At 66.0% G+C, this 17,205-nt stretch carries 20 protein-coding genes; 14 read left to right on the forward strand and 6 right to left on the reverse strand.

Annotation, left to right across the window (positions count from 1 at the left end; all coding sequences use genetic code 11):
* Positions 1-32: 32 nt before the first annotated feature.
* From QF040_RS04110 to QF040_RS04125, 4 genes are all read right to left on the reverse strand, one after another.
* The gene (locus tag QF040_RS04110) at positions 33-878 is read right to left on the reverse strand and encodes an amidohydrolase family protein (protein WP_429609948.1); all 846 of its coding nucleotides are present in this window, start codon (positions 876-878) and stop codon (positions 33-35) included.
* The gene (locus tag QF040_RS04115; protein ID WP_429609949.1) at positions 871-1,836 is read right to left on the reverse strand and encodes a Bug family tripartite tricarboxylate transporter substrate binding protein; all 966 of its coding nucleotides are present in this window, start codon (positions 1,834-1,836) and stop codon (positions 871-873) included. Before QF040_RS04115 ends, QF040_RS04110 begins: the two co-directional genes overlap by 8 nt.
* 121 nt (positions 1,837-1,957) lie before the next feature.
* A complete protein-coding gene (locus QF040_RS04120) occupies positions 1,958-2,932 on the reverse strand; it encodes a Bug family tripartite tricarboxylate transporter substrate binding protein (protein WP_429609950.1) in 975 nt (324 codons plus the stop codon).
* Positions 2,933-2,970: 38 nt separating this feature from the next.
* A complete protein-coding gene (locus QF040_RS04125; RefSeq protein WP_429609951.1) occupies positions 2,971-4,098 on the reverse strand; it encodes a mandelate racemase/muconate lactonizing enzyme family protein in 1,128 nt (375 codons plus the stop codon).
* A gap of 106 nt (positions 4,099-4,204) precedes the next feature.
* Between QF040_RS04125 and QF040_RS04130 the strand changes: the two genes are divergently transcribed.
* The gene (locus tag QF040_RS04130) at positions 4,205-5,071 is read left to right on the forward strand and encodes a LysR family transcriptional regulator (protein WP_429609952.1); all 867 of its coding nucleotides are present in this window, start codon (positions 4,205-4,207) and stop codon (positions 5,069-5,071) included.
* Positions 5,072-5,122: 51 nt separating this feature from the next.
* Here QF040_RS04130 and QF040_RS04135 read toward each other — a convergent pair whose 3' ends face one another.
* Positions 5,123-6,073 (reverse strand): LysR family transcriptional regulator, encoded by a 951-nt coding sequence (locus tag QF040_RS04135; protein WP_429609953.1) that lies wholly within the window; start codon positions 6,071-6,073, stop codon positions 5,123-5,125.
* A gap of 374 nt (positions 6,074-6,447) precedes the next feature.
* Here QF040_RS04135 and QF040_RS04140 point away from each other — a divergent pair, with 374 nt between their 5' ends.
* The 9 genes from QF040_RS04140 to QF040_RS04180 all read left to right on the forward strand — a co-directional run bounded on the left by QF040_RS04140 (position 6,448) and on the right by QF040_RS04180 (position 13,148).
* A complete protein-coding gene (locus tag QF040_RS04140) occupies positions 6,448-7,380 on the forward strand; it encodes an NAD(P)-dependent alcohol dehydrogenase (protein WP_429609954.1) in 933 nt (310 codons plus the stop codon).
* 1 nt (position 7,381) lies between these two features.
* Positions 7,382-8,077: a helix-turn-helix transcriptional regulator gene (locus tag QF040_RS04145; protein ID WP_429609955.1), complete on the forward strand. Its 696-nt coding sequence runs from the start codon at positions 7,382-7,384 to the stop codon at positions 8,075-8,077.
* A gap of 312 nt (positions 8,078-8,389) precedes the next feature.
* A complete protein-coding gene (locus tag QF040_RS04150; protein ID WP_258354789.1) occupies positions 8,390-8,689 on the forward strand; it encodes a superoxide dismutase in 300 nt (99 codons plus the stop codon).
* Between the two features lie 28 nt (positions 8,690-8,717).
* Positions 8,718-9,413 (forward strand): type 1 glutamine amidotransferase domain-containing protein, encoded by a 696-nt coding sequence (locus QF040_RS04155; protein ID WP_429609956.1) that lies wholly within the window; start codon positions 8,718-8,720, stop codon positions 9,411-9,413.
* A gap of 27 nt (positions 9,414-9,440) precedes the next feature.
* On the forward strand, positions 9,441-10,472 hold the full coding sequence (locus QF040_RS04160; RefSeq protein ID WP_429609957.1) for an amidohydrolase family protein: 1,032 nt from the start codon (positions 9,441-9,443) through the stop codon (positions 10,470-10,472).
* A gap of 41 nt (positions 10,473-10,513) precedes the next feature.
* Complete coding sequence (locus QF040_RS04165; RefSeq protein WP_307642515.1) at positions 10,514-11,251, forward strand: SDR family oxidoreductase; 738 nt, start codon at positions 10,514-10,516, stop codon at positions 11,249-11,251.
* Between the two features lie 140 nt (positions 11,252-11,391).
* A complete protein-coding gene (locus QF040_RS04170) occupies positions 11,392-11,760 on the forward strand; it encodes an antibiotic biosynthesis monooxygenase family protein (RefSeq protein ID WP_429609958.1) in 369 nt (122 codons plus the stop codon).
* 75 nt (positions 11,761-11,835) lie between these two features.
* Positions 11,836-12,138, forward strand: coding sequence for a hypothetical protein (locus QF040_RS04175; RefSeq protein WP_429609959.1), 303 nt, complete (start codon positions 11,836-11,838; stop codon positions 12,136-12,138).
* A 77-nt stretch (positions 12,139-12,215) separates the two neighbouring features.
* On the forward strand, positions 12,216-13,148 hold the full coding sequence (locus tag QF040_RS04180) for a LysR family transcriptional regulator (protein WP_429609960.1): 933 nt from the start codon (positions 12,216-12,218) through the stop codon (positions 13,146-13,148).
* Here QF040_RS04180 and QF040_RS04185 read toward each other — a convergent pair.
* The gene (locus tag QF040_RS04185; protein ID WP_429609961.1) at positions 13,111-14,013 is read right to left on the reverse strand and encodes a LysR family transcriptional regulator; all 903 of its coding nucleotides are present in this window, start codon (positions 14,011-14,013) and stop codon (positions 13,111-13,113) included. The two genes, QF040_RS04180 and QF040_RS04185, sit on opposite strands and share 38 nt — an antisense overlap.
* Before the next feature lie 336 nt (positions 14,014-14,349).
* On the opposite strand from QF040_RS04185, the gene QF040_RS04190 reads away from it, so the two are divergent.
* The 4 genes from QF040_RS04190 to QF040_RS04205 all read left to right on the forward strand — a co-directional run bounded on the left by QF040_RS04190 (position 14,350) and on the right by QF040_RS04205 (position 17,201).
* Positions 14,350-14,829 carry a (R)-mandelonitrile lyase gene (locus QF040_RS04190; protein WP_307685160.1) on the forward strand — a complete coding sequence of 160 codons (480 nt, stop codon included), beginning with the start codon at positions 14,350-14,352 and terminating at the stop codon, positions 14,827-14,829.
* A gap of 92 nt (positions 14,830-14,921) precedes the next feature.
* A complete protein-coding gene (locus QF040_RS04195; RefSeq protein WP_429609962.1) occupies positions 14,922-15,584 on the forward strand; it encodes a carboxymuconolactone decarboxylase family protein in 663 nt (220 codons plus the stop codon).
* 22 nt (positions 15,585-15,606) lie between these two features.
* The gene (gene paoA / locus QF040_RS04200; RefSeq protein ID WP_429609963.1) at positions 15,607-16,254 is read left to right on the forward strand and encodes an aldehyde dehydrogenase iron-sulfur subunit PaoA; all 648 of its coding nucleotides are present in this window, start codon (positions 15,607-15,609) and stop codon (positions 16,252-16,254) included.
* On the forward strand, positions 16,251-17,201 hold the full coding sequence (locus QF040_RS04205) for an FAD binding domain-containing protein (protein WP_429609964.1): 951 nt from the start codon (positions 16,251-16,253) through the stop codon (positions 17,199-17,201). The genes paoA and QF040_RS04205 overlap by 4 nt, the downstream gene beginning before the upstream one ends.
* Positions 17,202-17,205: the final 4 nt, after the last annotated feature.

The raw sequence follows: 17,205 nt of genomic DNA on the forward strand, positions 1-17,205 counted from the left end.
CACGCGAACGCAAGCAGGATGGCGCCGAATATCTACGGCCGACCGCGGTCGTACAGCGCGCCAGGATTCTCATGCATGACGCGTCTCAACAGCTCAGGCCCTTCCAGCCAGTGCGAGATGGTCAGCCCGATCTCCGACGCTTTGGGAGGAGGAAATGGATGCCTCGAACTCGGCGGATGAGGCCAGTCGCTTCCCCACACCAGCCGCCGGGAGTTCGCGGCGACCATCGCATCGACCAGTCGGCGCAGCGAGTGCCACGGTCCCTCGGTTCGCTGCACCCTGTATGGACCCGACAGCTTGACCCACGCCTGACCCTCCCGCATGAGCGCCAGCAGGTCCGCGAAGGCGGAACTGCGCAGCAGCTCATCGACCGGGTGATGCCCGAAATGGTCGATCACGACCGGCATGCCGCTGGCCGCAATCTGCTTGACCACGCCAAGGTCCTCCACCAGATCGACCAGCACCTGGACGTGCCATCCGAAGGGCTTCACCCGGTCGATGACGCTGTCGATGTCGTCCGGTGCCCCCGGAAAGAGCCGGTTGATGCGAGTCCCGCAGGCGCCGAGCTTGTGCCACCGCGCAATCTGCGCATCGGAGGTGACGGCCGCGTCGGGGTAGACGACAGCAACGCCCCGAAGCCAATCGCCGTTTGTGGCCAGCGCATCTTCGAAGCTCGAGTGGTCCGCGCCGTAAACGCTGGGATGAACCAGAACAGCGCGCTGGATGCTCCTTGACTCGCACACCTGTCGAAACGCGTCGAGGGGTGCGTCTTCAGGGACATAGGCCCCGCCCGGCGCGAGCGGGTAGCGCGCGTTGTCGAACACATGGAAATGGCAATCCCACCATGGCTCCGCTGCTGCTCGGCTGTCGTTACTCATTGACCAATTCCCCTTGCTTGACGAGCGAGATCGCCAAGGCCTCGTCCGCTTTGAGGATCTCGGCGAAACGCTTGGGGTCCTCATAGTGCGCGCCGCTGCCGATCGCTTTCAGGCCAAGGTCGAACGCCGGGTCGCTGGCGACCTTTTGCGCCGCGGCGGTGAGGGCTGCGACTACGGAGGCCGAGACACCCTTGGGCGCAAGAAGGCCGATGTACGTGCTGGCGTCGAATTCCGGCAGGCCGGCTTCCTTCAGCGAGCGTGTGTCGGGCACCGACGCATCGCGCGTGAGGCCGAGCACCACCAGCGTGGTCAGGGTGCCGGCTTTCAGATGAGGAAGGGAGCTGCTGATCTGGTCGAACATGACATCGATGGTGCCCCCGCGCAGATCGATCAACGCGGGGCCGGAACCCTTGTAGGCGACCGGTGTGAAGCGGCAGTTCGCAGCGTTCTCGAACTGCAGCATGGCCAGGTGATTGGGCGATCCGGGACCGGCGTGGCCCACATTGAGCTTTCCGGGGTTGGCGCGGGCGTAGGCGATGAACTCCTCGACTGTCTTGAAGCGCACATCGCCGTTTCGAACCACGACGGCAATGGAGGTCTTGCTCAGAACGCCGATGGGCACGAAGTCGTCCAGCTTGTACGGCGTCTTGAACATGTGAGGCAATGTGCCGAGCTGGCCGGGCGTGGCTGCCAGCAATGTCGCGCCATCGGCGGGCGCTTTTGATACGAGGGCAGTCCCGATGGCGCCGCCTCCACCGCCCCGGTTGTCCACGATCACGCTCTGTCCCAACAGCTTGGCATACGGCACCGCGATCCAGCGCGCCACGATGTCGGCGTTGCCTCCGGGTGCGAAGGGAACGACCAGGGTGATGGGTTTGTTGGGCAGCGCCTGGCCCCAGGACGCGCCTGCCACGAGCGAGGCGCTGGCCACGAGGGCCGAACGACGGGTGATATTCATGTTGTGTCTCCGAGTTGATGTTTGCCTGCGCACTGGATCAGGCGATGCACGCGCTGGTGCCAGGTGCTTTTCTTTTTGACGTGACGTGACGTGATGTGACGTCACCTGGCAAGGGAGCGCCTCAGGCGTCGACCTTGATACCGCGCGCCTGGATGAGCCTGGCCCACTTGGCGCGCTCGTCGCGCATGAAGGCGTCGAAGCGTTGCGGCGTGCCGCCGCCATCTTCGGCGCCGAACTCTTCCAGCCTGCTCACGACATCCGGCATCTTCAGCACCTGGTTGACGTCGTTGTTGATGCGCGCCGCCACGTCCGCCCGCATCCTGGCGGGCCCGACGAGGCCGAACCAGATGCTGGCGTTGAACCCCGGATAGCCTTGTTCAGCGACCGTGGGGACATCGGCGAAGGCCTTCGCCCGCTTCAGGCCGGTCTGCGCTATGGCCTTGATTTTTCCGCCCTTGATGAACGGTGATGCAGTGGTCATGCCTTCGAACGCGTAGTCGATCTGGCTTCCGACCAGGTCCGTCATCACGTTGGCGGCCCCTCTGTAAGGCACGTGCAGCGCAGAGACATTCGCCGACTGCTCGAACAAGGCCAACGCCAGGTGCTGTGCCGAGCCCGTGCCCGACGAACCGAAGCTCACCTCGCCGGGTTTCTTCTTGAGTTGCTCGAGCAAGGCAGGGAGGGTCGCGGCCGACTTCGGACTCGCGACCAGCACCTGCGGCGTCTGTCCCACCAGCGCGATCGCCGCGAAGTCCTTGTCGGGCGAGAAGCCGAGCTTGGGATAGAGCGCAGGCGCAATGCCCAGCGCGTTGATGTGGCCCATCATGAGCGTGTTTCCGTCGGGCGCCGCCTTTGCCGCCTCTGCCGCGGCGATCAGCCCCGCGGCGCCTGCCTTGTTCTCGACGATGACCGGGATGCCCCACAAGACATTGAGCTTGTTCGCGATGATGCGCGCCAGGATGTCCGTGCCGCCTCCCGCGGAGAAGCCCACCAGAATCCGCACCGGCCCGGAAGGCAGCTTGCCTTGGGCGAATGCCGGACTTGCGCAAAGCGCTCCCGCGGCGGCGACCGTTGAAAGAAAGTGTCTTCGGTGCATTGGGTGTCTCCTTGTTGTGTTCGTCTGCCTCCGAGCGCTCAGGTGCCGACCTGGGTCCAGCAGCCGAATTTCGAGACCTGTGCCTCGTCGAAGTTGAAGCCCAGGCCCGGCGTCTGGTGCAGGACCACGCGGCCCTTGGTCTGTTCGAGCTGGCGGTCCAGCAGGCGGCGGAAGTTCAGCACCTGGTCGTCCCAGAAGAACTCGACGTAGCGAGCGTTGGGCGTGGACGCGACCAACGGTGCATGCACGTCGTGGAACCAATGCGGGCACATCTGGATGCCATAGCCGGCAGCCATCGCGGCAATGCGCTTCCACTCCGTGATGCCGCCGCACACGGCCGCATCGGTTTGCAGAATCGCAGCGGCCCCCATGTCCAGCAAGTGCTTGTGGTACCAGCGGCCATAGCCGATTTCCGCGGTCGCCACCGGGATGCGCGTCAGCTTGGCGAGACGCGCATGGCTTTCGACGTCATCGGGGCCGAACGGCTCCTCGATGAAGTACGGGTCGTATTGCTCGATGCGGCGCAGGTACTGCATCGCCTGCACCGTATCGATCCAGCCGTTGTTGCAGTCGAGCATCAGCTCGACGTCTGGCCCGATGGCTTCGCGGGCCGCCTTGACGCGCGACTCTTCGCCTTGAGGACTCCAGCGGCCCGTCTTCATCTTGACCGCCTTGAAGCCCAGCTCGACGTAACCGGCCATTTCTTCACCGACATGCTCGGCCGTCTTGCCGTCCACGTAGTAGCCGCCGCTCGCGTAGGCCGCAACGGTGTCCAGTTCCACGGCGCCGAGATACTTGTGAAGCGGCAGCCTGGCAGTCCGCGCGTTGAGGTCCCACAGCGCAATGTCCAGTGCGCTCAGCGCGCGCATGACGGTGCCCATGCGGCCCTGCAAAAGAGCCTCCTGGTACATGTCTTTCCACAGACCTTCGACGCCCAGCGAATCGCGCCCGATCAGCACAGGCGCCAGCAATTGCTCGACGGCCACGCGAAAGATTTCGCCTGCAGCGTTGCCGACATAGCAGAAGCCGATGCCTTCGACGCCGTCGGTACTTCGGACCTTGACCAGGCCGTAGTGGCGGTCGACCACCGTGCGGTTCGAGAGGTAGGTGACTTTCTCCAGCGGTACTCGCGCAACGCAGACTTCAATGGATTCGATGATGGGCATTGGGGCTCCTCGGTAGGCAATCAGGATTGATGGGCCTGACTTTGCCGAGCGATGACTGCTCAAGAAAGGTGTCTTCCAATGGTTCAGATGACGCAAAATCCGTCGGATGGATACACGCTTCCTGCAGAGCTTCGTGGCCGTGGTCGACTGCGGCTCCGTCGCCGACGCCTCTCGCCGACTCGATTTGCCGGCGACCACGGTGACCCAGCAGATGCGTGCACTCGAGGCGGACATCGGCTGCCAGCTCCTGACCCGCGTCGGGCGAACGGTCAAGCCCACGGTGGTCGGCGCGCGCCTGGTCGACCAGGCGCGGGAAGTCTTGAGGGGCGTGCGAGAACTGCGTTCGGCCGCATCCGATACCGGGCTGCCGGCAGGTCCGTTGCGACTGGGCGCAACGCCCACGGCGTTGATGGGCATGGTCCCTGCGCTGCTGCGGCGCTGGATGAGCGCCCACCCGACCATCCAGGTCTACATCGAGCCCGGGACTTCATCGAAGTTGCTTGAGCAGGTGGTGAGCGGCAACCTGGATGTGGCCATCCTGGTTCATCCCACCTTCGCCATGCCCAAGACCTGCGAGTGGCGCGTGCTGCGGAGCGAGGCGCTGATTCTTCTCGCGCCCCGGGAGATGACGGTCCGCAACCCCTTGCTCACCGCGGCGCGCGAGCCGTTCATCCTCTACGACCGCAAGGTGGTTGCGGGCAAGATGGCCGACGAATATCTGCGAAGCCGCGGCATCAAGCCCAAGGTGCGGTTCGAGCTCGATGGCATCGAGCACATCGCGCAGTTGGTGGCCGAGGGCTTCGGCGTTTCGATCCTCCCGGACTGGCCAGCCGTCGGCAAATCCGATGGCCGCACCAAGCGATGCCCGCTCCCTCCGCCGTGCCCGTCACGCGAAGTCGGCATGGTGTGGTCGCGCGCTTCCCTGCGGTCGCCATTGGCCGATGCGCTCTACGCGCTCGTCGAGCGGAAGTAGCGAGCCGATTCCATCGCTGTTGACGGGCGCGCCGGGACGAGACGAGGCTCGCTAGCCGCCTTCCGCCGGCACACCCAATGCCTTGGGCAGCTGTTCCACCAACGCATCCACCGCCAGCCGCAGGCGCAGCGGCATGTGCGGCGCAGCAGGCCAGAGGGCGTAGCAATCCATCGAGGCGCCGGTCTGGTCGTCCAGCACGCTGACCAGCGCTCCGGTGCGCAGGCGCTCCTTCACCAGCCATTCGGGCAACCACGCAAGGCCGAGGCCGGTCGTCGCCGCGTCCGCGATGGACTCCAGGTCGTCGAGCTGCAGGCGTGACGTGAGCGGCATCTCCGTGATGCGTCCTGTCGCATCGGGCAACTGCCACGTGTTGATGCGGTCGGCTCGCCGGTAGATGAGGATGCTGTGCGAAGCCAGCTCGCCCGTGTTCTGCGGCCGCCCGTGCGCGGAGAGGTAAGCCGGCGAGGCGCACACGCGCTTGCGTTGCACCACCAGCTTGCGTGCGCGCAGGCCTTCGCTTTCATGCCCGAGGAAGCCGCTGCGAACGGCGAGGTCGAAGCCCTCGGCCAGCACATCGACAGGCCGGTCGCTGAAGCTCAGGAGCAGTTCGAGCGACGGATGCTCGCGCGCGAGTTCCAGGAGGATCGGCGCGATGCAATGGCGGCCGAACAGGACCGGCATCGAGACGCGCAAACGGCCCGCCACCTGGTGCCGGCCGGACTCCATTTGCGCCTCCGCCGCCTGCAGCTCCGCGAGCGCGCGCAGGCAGTGTTCGTAATAGATCTGGCCGTCTTCGGTGAGGCTTTGCACGCGCGTCGTGCGATGAAACAGGCGCACGTCCAGGCGCGCCTCCAGCCGCGCGATCGCCTTGCCCACGGCCGAGCGGGTGAGGCTCAGGTGCTCGGCCGCGCGGGTGAAGCCGCCCAGGCGCACGACATCCACGAACAAGGTCACGCCGTCGAGCCGCTCCTGGCGTTCCGGCGGCGCCTTGGCCAAATACATTGGGGAATTCAGATCAGTGGACATGGGAATTCGCTTCTACATTGGATAGTATTTTTCTACTTAGTATGCCTGCCGATGGCTTCAGTGGGAATGCGCGGCAACAAGGACTAGGCTGGGTGACGCGGTTCTTTTCCTGCCGCGGGCTTGTTTGCCGACACCAGGAGCTTCAGTCATGCGCTGCATTGCACTCGCTCGCGGTCGCGGGGGCAGGCACCACGAAGACTGGTGCCAAAACCTGGCACCAGCGCTGCCTAGACTGAAATTTCTCAGGCAACACAAGGAAAGATCGTGACTCAAGCCAACAGCGCCGCACCGGAAATTGCGCGCGCGGTGATCCGGGACTTCGCTGAATCGTTCGCGAGGAGCAAGCGGTCATGAAGCGCATTCAATACGGCATGTACGGTGGTCCGGAGCTGATGCGGCTCGACGAGTTCGAGCTGGCGGCGCCCGGCCAAGGGCAGGTGGCCGTGAAGGTCAGGTTCGCAGCCATCAACCCCATCGACTGGAAGCTGCGCAACGGCCAGATGAAGATCGTCACGGGCAAGGCGTTTCCGCGCGCCATGGGATTCGACTTCGCCGGGACGGTCACCGCCGTCGGGCCCGGCGTCACGCGCTTCGTCCCTGGCGATGCGGTGTTCGGGCTGGCGCGATTCAAGGAAAGCGGCGCGTTGGGCGAAGCCGTCATCGCGAACGAAACCGCCTTGGCGCTGAAGCCCGGCAACATCTCCTTCGAGGATGCGGCTTGCCTTGGAACACCCGGCGTCACGGCTTGGAACGGGCTGGTCGACAAAGCCAGGCTGACAGCCGGGCAGCATGTCTTCATCAACGGCTGCACCGGCGCGGTCGGCGAAGCGGCGGTCCAGATTGCGCGAATGCACGGCGCCATCGTCTCCGGCACTTGCAGCGCGGCAACCATGGCGCGGGCACGTGCCCTTGGCCTGCAGAACGTCTTCGACTACCGGACCACCGACTTGTCGAAGATGCGCGAGCGTTTCGACGTCGTCTACGACACGGCCGCCACGATGACGACCGCCCTGGGCTTGAGCCTGCTGCGCGAGGACGGCGTGTTCCTCGACCTCGATCCCACGCCGGGCAAGTTCATTCGTTCGGTCTTCAACCGGCGGCTCAAACCGATCGTCTGCACGCCGCGGCCCGACATTCTGGACAGCCTCGCCCGTGCCGCGGCGGAGGGCAAGTTCCGGATGCCGATTGCCGAAATCGTTCCGCTGAACGAGGCGATCGGCCTCGTCACCGCGCTCGAAGCGGGCCGCAAGCTCGGCGGCAAGGGCCTCGTGGCAATGGCCTGACATGTCGCGAAGCCACCGCCTGTTCGACCTCATGCAGGTGCTTCGCCGGCATCGCGGAACCGTGTCCGGCGAAGTGCTGGCGCGCGAGACGGGCGTGTCGCTGCGGACCCTTCGCCGCGACATCGCCACGCTGCAGTCCATCGGGGCGCACATCGAGGGCGAGGCCGGCGTCGGCTATATCCTCCGGCCCGACTTCCTGCTGCCGCCGCTGTCTTTCACGGAAGAAGAGGTGCAGGCGCTCGTGGTCGGTGCGCAGTGGGTCAGCCGCCACGCCGACGAGGCGCTGGCGCTTGCCGTGCAGAACGCGCTCGCAAAAATCAACGGCGTGCTTCCGGCCGAGATGAGGGCGGAGCTGGACGACAACGCGCTCTACATCTTTCGCAAGAGAAAAGACGCCTCGGTCTTCGATCTGGCGCAGGTGCGGCGGGCCATGCGCGAGCAGCGAAAGATGCACATCGGGTACGCGGACGACAGCGGGGCCGTTTCTCAGTTGACCCTCTGGCCGATCATGCTCGGCTTCGTCGAATCGCAGCGGTTGATCGCCGCGTGGTGCGAGGAGAGCGGCGACTTCTGCCGCATTCGCACAGACCGCATCGTGACGGTCGATTTCCTGGAAGAACGCTATCCGCGCGCGCGGCGGCAGCTTGTCAAGGAATGGCGAGCTGGGCTTCCCTGCAACCAGGCCGACAGCACCTAGCGCGGTCGGTGCCTTTCGAGTGCGTGGCGCCGAGCCATGGCCCTTCACGTTGCGCTCGACCCCATCTATTGGTGAATTTGAGCCGTCCCGCAAGGGAACGCTTTTCTACATTGGATCGTATTTTTCTACCTTAACATCGTTTTCAAGAAGAAATCGAGAATTTTGGGCGACAAAGCCAGGCGGCAATCAACTCCCTCTGATCGTTCTTCTGCCGCCGCGGCGCAGAAACCGCCGCCCCTCTCGGCCGCCGCACGTCCCAGGCCGTTCGCCGACTTCAACCCGCTTGATGCGTTTTCACCAAGGAGCCTCTTCATGAAATTTCTTTGCCTCGATATTCCCGCGCCCGGTGCCACCCTGGAAAAGTACCAGCCGCACATGCAGGACGAAGCCCGCCACGCCTGGCAGCTCTACAAGGGCGGCGTCGTGCGCGACATCTACTTCCGCCAGGACCGCCCCGGCGTGGCCATCATTGCCGAGTGCGAATCGGCCGAGGTCGCCCTGAAGACGCTGCGCGAATTTCCGCTCGCCAAGGCCGGCCTCCTCGATTGGGACGTCATCCCGCTCGGACCCTTCCTGAACTGGGAGTCGCTTTTCGCACCGGGCAACGCCTGAGGCGCGCCGAACACAGGAACCTACGACCATGACCAAGCAAGCCTCCGAACTCAAGCCCATCCTCTTCGTCGTCAGCAGCAATGCCGTGAAGGGCGCAACGGGCATTCCCACCGGCTACAACCTGGCCGAAGTCACCCATCCGCTGGAAAAGCTGCAGGCAGCCGGCATCCAGGTGGAGTTCGCCTCCATCCTCGGTGGCGATGCGCCGCTGGACGGGCTGGAGGACATGAAAGACCCGGTCATTGCCCGCTACTGGGCCGATGCCGATTTCCGCCACGCCATCTCCCACACGCAGTGCATCGACGACGTGGACCCGTCGCGCTACTCGGCCATCTTCTTTGCGGGCGGCCACGGCACGATGTGGGACTTCCCCGACAACGCGGCCGCGCAGAAGGCCATCCGCGAGATCGATGCGGCCGGCGGCATCGTCTCGGCCGTGTGCCACGGCCCGACGGCCCTGGTCAACGCGCGCCGCGCCGACGGCAGCCTGCTGGTGGCCGGCAAGCGGGTGGCTGCCTTCACCAACGGCGAGGAAGAGGAGGTGGAGTCCACGCACGTCGTGCCTTTCCTGCTCGCGTCCACGCTCAACGAACGCGGCGCGCAGCACCAGAACGCCGCCAACTGGGCCGACAACGTGGTCGTCGACGGACGGCTCATCACCGGCCAGAACCCGCAGTCCGCCGCGAGCCTGGGCATCGCGCTGCGCGACGCCCTGTTGGCATAAGCCCGCTGAAGCTTTCAAGGGGATCGCGTGAAACTGATCTGTGTCGAAGAGCACGTGCTTGACCGTGCCATCGGTGGCGCCACCCAGGCGCTGGTGCGCGCCGAGGCGCCTTACTTCGGCGACTGGGGCAGCCGCGTGGTGGACGGCCGGAACGTGGCCGACCCGAGCCGCCCGCATGTCATTGCACCCAGCGAGTCCGCGCGCAAGGGGCTGGAGATGGGCGCCGCGCGGCTGGCCGACATGGATGCCGCCGGCATCGACATGCAGGTGCTCTCCTATGGCGGGTTCCCGCAGTTGCTGCCCGCCGCGGAGGCCATTGCGCTGAACCGCGCGGCCAACGACAGGCTGGCCGAAACGGCGCGGACGCATCCCACGCGCTTCGCGGGTTTTGCCACGCTGCCTTGGCAGGCGCCCGAGGCGGCTGCGCGCGAACTGGAGCGGGCGGTGAAAGAGCTCGGCCTGAAGGGCGCGCTCATCAATGGCCGGCCCGGAGACACCTTCCTGGACGATGCGCGCTACGAGCCGATCCTTGCCGCCTTCAGCGAATTGAAAGTGCCGCTGTACGTGCACCCAGGCCTGCCGCTGCCCGCCGTGCAGGCACCGTACTACGGCGGCCTTGAGCGCGAGCTCAGCGCGCGCCTGGCCATGTTCGCCTGGGGCTGGCACAACGAATCGGGCATCCAGGTCGTGCGCATGCTGCTCGCGGGAGCCTTCGACCGGCACCCCGGGCTGCAGGTCATCAGCGGCCATTGGGGCGAGATGGTGCCGTTCTTCCTGCAGCGGCTGGAAGACTCCATTCCGCAGGAAGCCTCGGGCCTCAGGCGTCCCATCGTGCAGACCTACCGCGAGCATGTGTACGTCTCGCCGAGCGGCATGCTCACGCTGCCGCACTTCCAGTTCATCCATGCGCTGATGGGTGCCGAGCGCATTCTTTATTCCATCGACTATCCGTATCAGAGCCTGGACGGCGCGCGGGCCTTCATCGAGCGCCTGCCCGTGAGCGACGCGGACAAGGCCCTCATTGCCCACGGCAACGCCGAGCGCCTGCTGGGCCTGTGACGCAGCTTCAACCCGAAGCAGAAAAAGAAAGAACAAGCGCGATGCAAGGAATCGAAAACAAGGTGGTCGTCATCACCGGCGGCAGCAGCGGCCTGGGCGCGGAAACGGCGCGCCATCTCGTGTGGGCCGGCGCCAAGGTGGTCCTGGGTGCGAGGCGGCTCGACCGCCTGCAGGCCCTGGCGGAAGAACTCGGCCTCGGTGCCGAGAGCATCGTGCAGACCGATGTCGTGCATCTCGATCAGGTGCAGGCGCTGGTGGCCCGTGCCATCGAATCCCACGGGCGCATCGACGTGATGCTCAACAACGCCGGGGTGATGCCGCTCTCGCCGCTGGAGATGCTGCGCGTGGACGAGTGGAACCAGACCATCGACGTGAACATCAAGGGCGTGCTCCATGGCATCGCTGCCGCGCTGCCGCACATGAAGGCGCAAAAGAGCGGGCAGATCATCAACGTCTCGTCGGTGGCCGGCCACATCGTGAGCGCGGGCGGCGCGGTCTACAGCGCGAGCAAGTTCGCGGTGCGCGCCATTTCCGAAGGCGTGCGCAAGGAGCTCAAGCCCTACAACATCCGCTCCACCATCCTCTCGCCCGGCGCGGTGGACACCGACTTGCCCGCCTCCACCAAGGCCGAAGGCATGACGCAGGCGATGCAGGCCTTCTACGCGCGCAACGCGATTCCCGCGAGCAGCTTTGCCCGCTGCGCGCTCTTCGCGATGAGCCAACCCGAAGACGTCGACATCAACGAAATCCTCTTTCGTCCGACGCGGCAGGAGTTCTGAACTGGTGCCAGAAACTGGCACGAGTGCATGTCTCAATCAGGCTTCCTCATCGGCACCAGGCGTTGGTGTTCGGGGAAAGACATGTCGCTCCGCCGACCCGGTGGTCCGACAGGACTGCGATTTTTCAAGGAACCGAAAACATGCCCGATCTCGAGCCGCTCGACCCGTCATTTCCGATCGGTCGCCAGATGGACATCGATGCCTCGCCCATCGTGCTGGTCAACCTCTGCACCATGGCGCCCGAAGACGAAGCGGCGTTCCTGGAGGCGTGGGCCGGCGATGCCGCCTTCATGAAGAGCCAGCCGGGCTTCATCTCGACACAGCTTCATCGCGCGCTGGGAGACAGCCCGACGTATCTCAACTACGCCGTCTTCGAATCCGCTGCAGCATGGCGCGCGGCCTTCAGGCACCCGGGATTCAAGGAGAAGGTGAAGGCGCATCCGGCGTCGATGGTCGCGAGGCCGCATCTTTTTCAGAAGGTCGCCGTGCCGAACCTGTGCACCGCGTAACTTGAAACCGATGCCGTTCCACGCCGACGCGTCCTCCACTTCAAAGAGAAACAGATGATCCATAAGAGATATGCGTTGCTGCTGTCGTTCCCCCTCGTTCTGCTCGTGACGGGTTGCACGAACATCCCCAAGAGCAGCATGCCGGAAACGCAGTTTTCCTCGCTCGATTGCCGCGCCATCGCAGACCAGCTGGCGCAGGAGCAGGTAACGCAGGAGCGTTCGGCCGAGGCCAAGAGCAACTCCTGGAAAGTCGTCATACCGTTTGCCATTGCCGCTCGCTACATCGATGCATCGAGTCACATGAACGAATCGGAGCGCAGGTCGAATTTGCTGGCGCAAGCGCAGCAATCCAAGAGCTGCAAGCAGGTTTCAGGCTGACGCGCGCGGCAGCCCATCGCGGGTAGTGCAACAGCGGGCCGGTGACAGAATGCCGCATCACCGAACCTGGCGATCAAATGGCGCGTGACTCGATCAGTGACTTGTTGGCTTTCATGGCGGTGGCCCGCGAGCGCAGCTTCACGCGCGCGGCCTCCAAGCTGGGCGTGTCGCAGTCGTCGCTGAGCCACACGATCCGTGCCCTCGAAACCCGCCTGGGCGTGCGCCTGCTGACGCGCACGACGCGCAGCGTGGCGCCCACCGAGGCCGGCGAGCGCCTGCTGCAGACGGTGGCGCCGCGGCTGCAGGACATCGAATCCGAGGTGGCCGCCGTGAGCGAGCTCGGCGCCAAGTCGGCCGGCACCATCCGCATCACGGCCATCGACCATGTGGTGGACACCCTGTTGTGGCCGCGGCTGCGGCCGCTGATTGCCGAGTACCCCGATTTCAAGATCGAGATCAGCACGGACTACCGCATGGTCGACATCGTGGCCGAGGGCTTCGACATCGGTGTGCGCTGGGGTGACCAGGTCGCCAAGGACATGGTCGCCGTGCGCCTCATGCCCGACCAGCGGATGCTGATCGTCGGCGCGCCCGATTACCTGGCCGCGCATGGCGCGCCGGCCACGCCGCAAGAATTGCTCGCGCACAACTGCATCACGCTGCGCCTGGCGTCCAGCGGCAGCCTGTACGCGTGGGAACTGAAAAACGGCGCGCGCGAGCTGCACGTGAACGTGAGCGGGCAGGCCACCTTCCACAGCGTCTACCAGATGTTGAATGCGGCGCTCAGCGGCTGCGGGCTGGCCTTCGTTCCGCAAGACCTGGTCGAGCCTCACTTGGCAGCAGGGCGCCTGCAGGCTGTGCTGCAGGACTGGGCCCCTATGTTCCCGGGCCTGCATGCCTACTACCCGAGCCGGCGTCAGTCGACACGCACGCTGGCGCTGGTCATCGACGCACTGCGCACCCCACAGCAGTTCAACCCGGCGCATCTCCCAGGCGCAGCGCGTCGATGACCATCGCCACCGCCTGCGTCTTCTGGCGCCGGCTCGGGTAATACATGAAGAAGCCGGGCGAGGTCGGAAACCAGTCTTCCATCACGCAGCGCAGGCGACCGGCCTGCACATGCGGTCCGGCCAAGTACTCCGGCGAGAACGCGAGGCCGCAGCCGTCCAGCGCCGCCTGCAGGATCTGGTAGGTGCCGTTGAAGGTGAGCTGTCCCTGCACCTGCACGCGCTCGGCTTGTCCCTCACGCATCAGCGGCCACGCAAAGAGGCCGCCGCGCGTGGCGAGCCGCAGGGTGATGCAGTTGTGCTGCAGAAGGTCTTGCGGCGTGCGCGGTTCAGGGTGGTTTTCGAAGTAGGCGGGCGCGCCGACGATCAGGCGCCGGAAGTCCGGCGTGAGGCGCACCGACACCATGTCGCGGTCGATGGCTTCGCCGGTGCGCACGCCGATGTCGTAGCGCTCCTCGACGATGTCGACCATGCGGTAGCTGGTGTCGATCTCCAGCTTGATGTCGGGGTACTGATGCAGGAGCGGCGCGAGCCGCGGCCAGATGAACAGGTCCGCCACCGTGTCGACCGCGGTGATGCGCACGGTGCCGGCGGGCTTGTCGCGAAATTCGGCGAGGGACTCCAGTTCGGTCTCGATGGCATCGAACTGCGGCGCGACGGTCGCCATCAGCCGCTCGCCGGCTTCGGTCGGCGTCACGCTGCGCGTGGTGCGGGTCAGCAGTCGCACGCCCATGCGGCTTTCCAGCCCGCGCACCTTGTGGCTCAGCGACGATGGCGACACGCCGAGCCTGGCGGCCGCACGCGTGAAGCTGCGCTCGCGCGCCACCGAGAGAAATGCGAGCAGGTCGTTGAAATCGTCGCGTGGCATGCGTGTCTCGTAGCGTTGGTTTTCACAGGCCAAGTCTAGGCATGCGCCGGCCGCGCGACCAGACCTTCGCGGCCGCATGCATCTATCGCTGCCATTCATCAATCGATCCGCCGGTGCGACGTAGGAGGACGGCGCGGGATTCATGCGGCAGGTCGATAAGTGCATGCGGGCCGGCGTGGCTAGTCATCGCGGGCATGCGCGCCTACGCTTGATCTCAGTCAACAACGACCGTGGGCCATGGCGTTGCGCGATGCGGCCGCCGCCTGCCGGCGCACCCGACCGACGCGCGATCCGACGCCGCTGCAACCCACATCCAGCCAGCAGAAAGGACACCCCATGAAATCACCCTTGTGCTACGCCGCGCTGTGCGCCGCATCGCTCCAGGCCGGCGGCGCCGAACCGCAAACCGCCGCCGCGCAGCAGATCGCCCGCGCGGGGAGCCAGCCTTCGGCGGCCGGTCCCGCCGAGTACTTCACAGGCCGCGTCCGGGTCGATCCGGTGTGGCCTGCCAATGCGCAGATCAACGCCTCGGGCGGCATGGTGACCTTCGAGCCCGGCGCGCGCTCGGCCTGGCATACGCATCCCGCGGGCCAGCGGCTGGTGGTGATGTCTGGCGTGGGGCTGACGCAGGAATGGGGCAAGCCGATCCAGGAAATCCGCGCGGGCGACACCGTCTGGTGCCCGCCCGGCGTCAAGCACTGGCACGGCGCGGCACCGACCACCGCGATGAGCCACCTGGCCGTGACCGGCACCGTGGACGGCAAGAACGTCGAGTGGATGGAGAAGGTGGGCGATGAGCAATACCACGCACGTTAGGCGCCGCACCGCGGCAGCCATGGCCCGCCATCACTGCTCTCGGGCTGACGGCTTCCGTCGGCCATGCATCCCAGAACCAGGAACCGACCCACATGACAACGACATCCAACGCCGACACCTTGTCGGCCGCACAGCAGGCCATCGTGCCGATCGCGGCATTCGCAGCCGCCGGCGACATCGCCAAACTGAACACTGCGCTGAACCAGGGGCTGGACGCCGGCCTCGCCGTCAGCGATGCCAAGGAAGTGCTGGTGCAGCTCTACGCCTACGCAGGTTTTCCGCGCAGCCTCAATGCGCTGGGGGAACTGATGAAGGTCGTGGAGGCGCGCAAGCAGCGCGGCGTGAAGGATGCGCCGGGCCGCGCACCCAGCCGCCCGATTCCGAAGGGCGATGCCCTGCTGGCCGCGGGAACCGCCAACCAGACCAAGCTGTCGGGCGCGCCGGTGCAGGGGCCGCTGTTCGACTTCGCGCCCGTGGCGAACGAATACCTTCGCACGCATCTGTTCGGCGACATCTTCGAGCGAGACAACCTCGACTGGCAGAGCCGCGAGGTCGCCACGGTCAGCATGCTGGCCGCGCTCGCGGGCGTCGAGTCGCAACTGCAGGCGCACATCCGCATCAGCATGAACGTCGGCCTGTCGGCGCGGCAGATGCAGCAACTCGGGCAGGTGCTGGGCGATCGCGTGGATGCCGACAGCGCCCGCCGTGCGCGCGAGGCGCTGGCGCGGCATCTGGCGACGCAGCCCGCGGGCTGAAGCGATTGGAAGGAGTCCACACATGGCCGAACCTCGCGATGTCACCATCAATCGACGCGACCTTTTCCTCATGGGCGTAGGCGCTGGCGTCTCGACGCAGATACCGGCCCAGCCGAGCGCTGCTGCGAGTTCGGCGCCGGCTTCCGCCATGCAGCCAGCCGCGCTGCACAGGGTGCAGATGAACGTGAACGGCGAACTGCGCAACCTTCAGCTGGACCCGCGCACCACCTTGCTCGACATGCTGCGCGAGCACCTCGCGCTGAACGGCACGAAGAAGGGCTGCGACCACGGCCAGTGCGGCGCCTGCACCGTCATCGTGGACGGCCGCCGTGTGAATTCCTGCCTGACGCTCGCCGTGATGCACGAAGGCGCGAGCGTCACGACGGTGGAGGGGCTCGGCAGGCCCGGGCATCTGCACCCGATGCAGGCAGCTTTCGTGAAGCACGACGGCTACCAATGCGGCTATTGCACGCCCGGGCAGATCTGCTCGGCAGTCGCTGTGCTGGACGAGATCAAGCGGGGCGTCCCCAGCCACGCCACGGCCGACCTCGCATCGGTGCCCTTGCTGAGCGCGCAGGAGCTGCGCGAGCGAATGAGCGGCAACATCTGCCGCTGCGGCGCCTACGCCAACATTCTCGAAGCCATCACCGAAGTCGGGGAGGGCGCATGAAGCTCTTCAGTTACCAGCGCGCGAACAGCGTGGTCGAGGCCACCGCACTGGCGGCGCAGCGTCCGGAGACGCGCTTCATTGCCGGGGGCACCAATCTGCTGGACCTGATGAAGCTGCAGATCGAGACGCCCGCGCACCTCATCGATGTCAATGGCTTGGCGTTGGACAAGATCGAGCCAACACCCGAAGGCGGCCTGCGCATCGGTGCCCTGGTTCGCAACACCGATCTGGCGGCCGACCTGCGCGTGCGGAAGGGCTACGCCGTGCTGTCGCGCGCGCTGCTGGCCGGCGCCTCGGGGCAGTTGCGCAACCGCGCCACGACGGCCGGCAATCTGCTGCAGCGGACCCGCTGCCCGTACTTCTATGACACGAACCAGCCCTGCAACAAGCGCATGCCGGGCAGCGGCTGTTCGGCCATCGGCGGCGCGAGCCGGTCGCTGGGCCTGCTCGGTGTCAGCGACGCATGCATTGCCACGCATCCGAGCGACATGGCGGTCGCGATGCGGGTGCTCGATGCGGCGGTCGAGACCGTACGGCCCGATGGCCGGACTCGCACCATTCCGATTGCCGACTTTCATCGCTTGCCCGGCGTCACGCCGCATGTGGAAACCGTGCTGGAGCCGGCCGAGCTGATCACGGCGGTGACGCTGCCCCAACCGGTCGGCGGGACGCAGGTCTATCACAAGGTGCGCGACCGGGCCTCGTATGCGTTCGCGCTGGTGTCGGTGGCGGCGATCGTTCAAAGCGATGGCACGGGGCGCGTGGCGCTGGGCGGTGTGGCGCCCAGGCCGTGGCGCGTCGAAGCGGCCGATGCCGCATTGCCGCGCGGTGCGCGCGCCGTGTCCGAGCACCTGCTGGCGGACGCCAGGCCGACCGAAGAAAACGCTTTCAAACTGCCGCTGGCCACCCGCGCCATCGCTGCCGTGCTGGCGCAGCCAAGAGGATAGGAAC

This window comes from Variovorax sp. W2I14 (genome assembly GCF_050435205.1).
In the GTDB taxonomy this organism is placed as follows: domain Bacteria; phylum Pseudomonadota; class Gammaproteobacteria; order Burkholderiales; family Burkholderiaceae_C; genus Variovorax; species Variovorax paradoxus_C.